General features: G+C 71.9%; 1 protein-coding gene. It reads left to right on the top strand.

Features of this window, described 5'->3' with window-relative positions; all coding sequences use genetic code 11:
• The coding region (locus BFF77_RS33925) for a bifunctional SulP family inorganic anion transporter/carbonic anhydrase (RefSeq protein WP_211280358.1) at positions 1-2,538 on the top strand (2,538 nt) is incomplete at both ends.

Raw genomic sequence — 2,538 nt, 5'->3', positions numbered from 1 at the left:
GCCGCACGACCCGCCTCCGGACGGCCGAGGCCTCCGGATCGCCGGAGCGGACTTCTCCGCTTCGATCTCCGTCTTCCTGATCGCGCTGCCGCTGTCCCTGGGCATCGCGCTCGCCACGGGCGCACCGCTCCAGGCCGGGCTGGTGGCCGCGGCTGTCGGCGGCCTGGTCGTCGGGCGGCTGGGCGGGGCACCGCTCCAGGTCAGCGGTCCCGCGGCCGGGCTCACCGTCGTCACGGCCGATCTGATCCAGCAGTACGGCTGGCGCACCACCTGTGTCATCACCATCTGCGCCGGGCTCGCACAACTCGCCCTCGCGGCGCTGCGGGTGGCCAGGTCGGCGCTCGCCGTCAGCCCGGCGATCGTGCACGGCATGCTCGGCGGCATCGGTGTCACGATCGCCCTGGCCCAGCTCCATATCGTGCTCGGCGGTTCGCCGCAGAGTTCCGCCGTCGACAACGTGCTGGGGCTGCCCGCCCAGTTGGCCAATCTCCATCCGGGCGCGCTCTCCGTGAGTGTTCTGACCATCGCGGTCCTGCTCGTATGGCCGCGGATTCCGGGACGCGTGGGCCGGGGCGTACGGAAGCTCCCGGCCGCGCTCGCGGCGGTGGCCGTCGCGACCGCCCTGGCCGCGCTCGCCGGAGTCAGCCTGGAGCGTGTCGATCTGCCCTCCTGGAGAAGCCATGCCCTGCCCGAGCTCCCCCACGGGCCGGCTCTCGGGCTGCTCGCCGCCGTCCTCACGGTCACCTTGGTCGCGAGCGTGGAATCACTGCTCTCCGCGGTCGCCGTGGACAAGCTGGTCGCCGCCCGCAAGGAGCCGGCCGTCCAGATCCCCCGGGCCCGGCTCGACCGGGAGCTGGCCGGACAGGGCGCCGGGAATGTCGTCTCCGGCGCGCTCGGCGGACTGCCCCTCACGGGCGTCGCCGTACGCAGTGCCGCCAATGTGGCCGCAGGCGCTGTCAGCAGGAATTCGTCCATGCTGCACGGTCTGTGGGTCGCGGTCGCGGCCCTGCTGCTGGTGCCCGTGCTGGATCTGATCCCGCTGGCGGCGCTGGCCGCGCTGGTGATGTTCGTCGGGATCCAGATGGTCAATCTCACACATATGCGCAGCGTGAGACGGAATCGCGAGCTGCTGGGCTATGTGGCCACGCTGACCGCCGTCGTGTTCACCGGTGTGCTGGAAGGCGTTGTCATCGGAATCGCCGTGGCGGTCGCGGTGTCGCTGCACCGGCTGACCAGGACACGGATCACCACGGAGGAGCGGAGCGGTGTCCACCGTGTGCACGCGCGCGGCCAGTTGACATTCCTCGCCGTGCCGAGACTCAGCCGGATGCTGCACCAGGTACCGCAGGGAGCCGACTGTGTCGTCGAGCTGGACGGGTCCTTCATGGACCACGCGGCCCATGAGGCCCTGTACGACTGGCGGGCCGCGCACATCGCCCGGGGTGGCACGGCCGAGTTCACCGGACGGGCGGGCGCCCGGATCGCGGAGTCCCCGACCGAGTTCCATGCCTGCTGCCGCCCTTGGACCCCCTGGCGCAATCACCACTGCGACCGGCATTCCGACGGGGGTCGGACCGCAGCGGAGTGCGCCGCCGCAGGACACGCCGTCGCGGGGCAGGCGGCCCTGGAGCGGACCGTCCCGGTATATACGGGAGGGGCCCTGCCCGGAGCGGCGGAGCCCGCGGCGGGAGCGACGCGCACGGAGCACTCCGCCGGCTGCGGATCCGACGGTGCGGTGCCGGACATGGTGCTGGTGAGCGGGCTGCCGCCCGGTGACGCGGGGCCCGCCGGCGCGGAATCGGGCCGCATGGGATCCGGCGGTACCGGGCCCAGCGCCACGGAGTCCAGCGGTACGAGATCCCATGGATACCGGTCCTGGGAAGGTCAGACCGGTCCGCCGAACTCCGGTTCCGACGGCGCTCGGGAGTCGGGCGAAGCGCCCGAGGCGCGTACGGAGTCCGGGCGGGGAGATCCCGCAGGAAGCGGGCGTACGTCCAGCATCCTGCAACTGGCCAGCGGGCTCAGTTCCTTCCAGCGGAACACCGCTCCGCTGGTGCGCGACGAGCTGGCGCGGCTGGCGCGCGAGGGCCAGCGGCCCTCCCAGCTCTTCCTCACCTGCGCCGACTCCCGGCTGGTCACCAGCATGATCACATCGAGTGGTCCCGGCGATCTCTTCACCGTACGGAACGTGGGCAATCTCGTACCGCTGCCGGGGACGGACGGCGGGGACGAGTCGGTGGCCGCCGCGATCGAGTACGCGGTCGATGTGCTGCGGGTGGAGTCCATCACCATCTGCGGGCATTCGGGGTGCGGGGCGATGCAGGCCCTGCTGGACGACACGCCCGGGGACGCTGGCGGCGGGCCCACGACACCGCTGCGGCGCTGGCTGCGCCATGGTCTGCCCAGCCTGGAGCGGATGAGAAGCCGGAGCCACTCCTGGGCCAGGATCTCGGGGCGGATGCCGGCGGACGCCGTCGAGCAGCTCTGTCTCACCAATATCGTCCAGCAGTTGGAGCATCTGCGTGCCCATGAATCGGT

Origin of the sequence: Streptomyces lushanensis (assembly GCF_001700515.1) — a bacterium.
Lineage (GTDB): Bacteria > Actinomycetota > Actinomycetes > Streptomycetales > Streptomycetaceae > Streptomyces > Streptomyces lushanensis.
The sequence above is the reverse complement of the archived record's forward strand: the minus strand, read 5'-3'. Positions and strand labels throughout refer to the sequence as shown.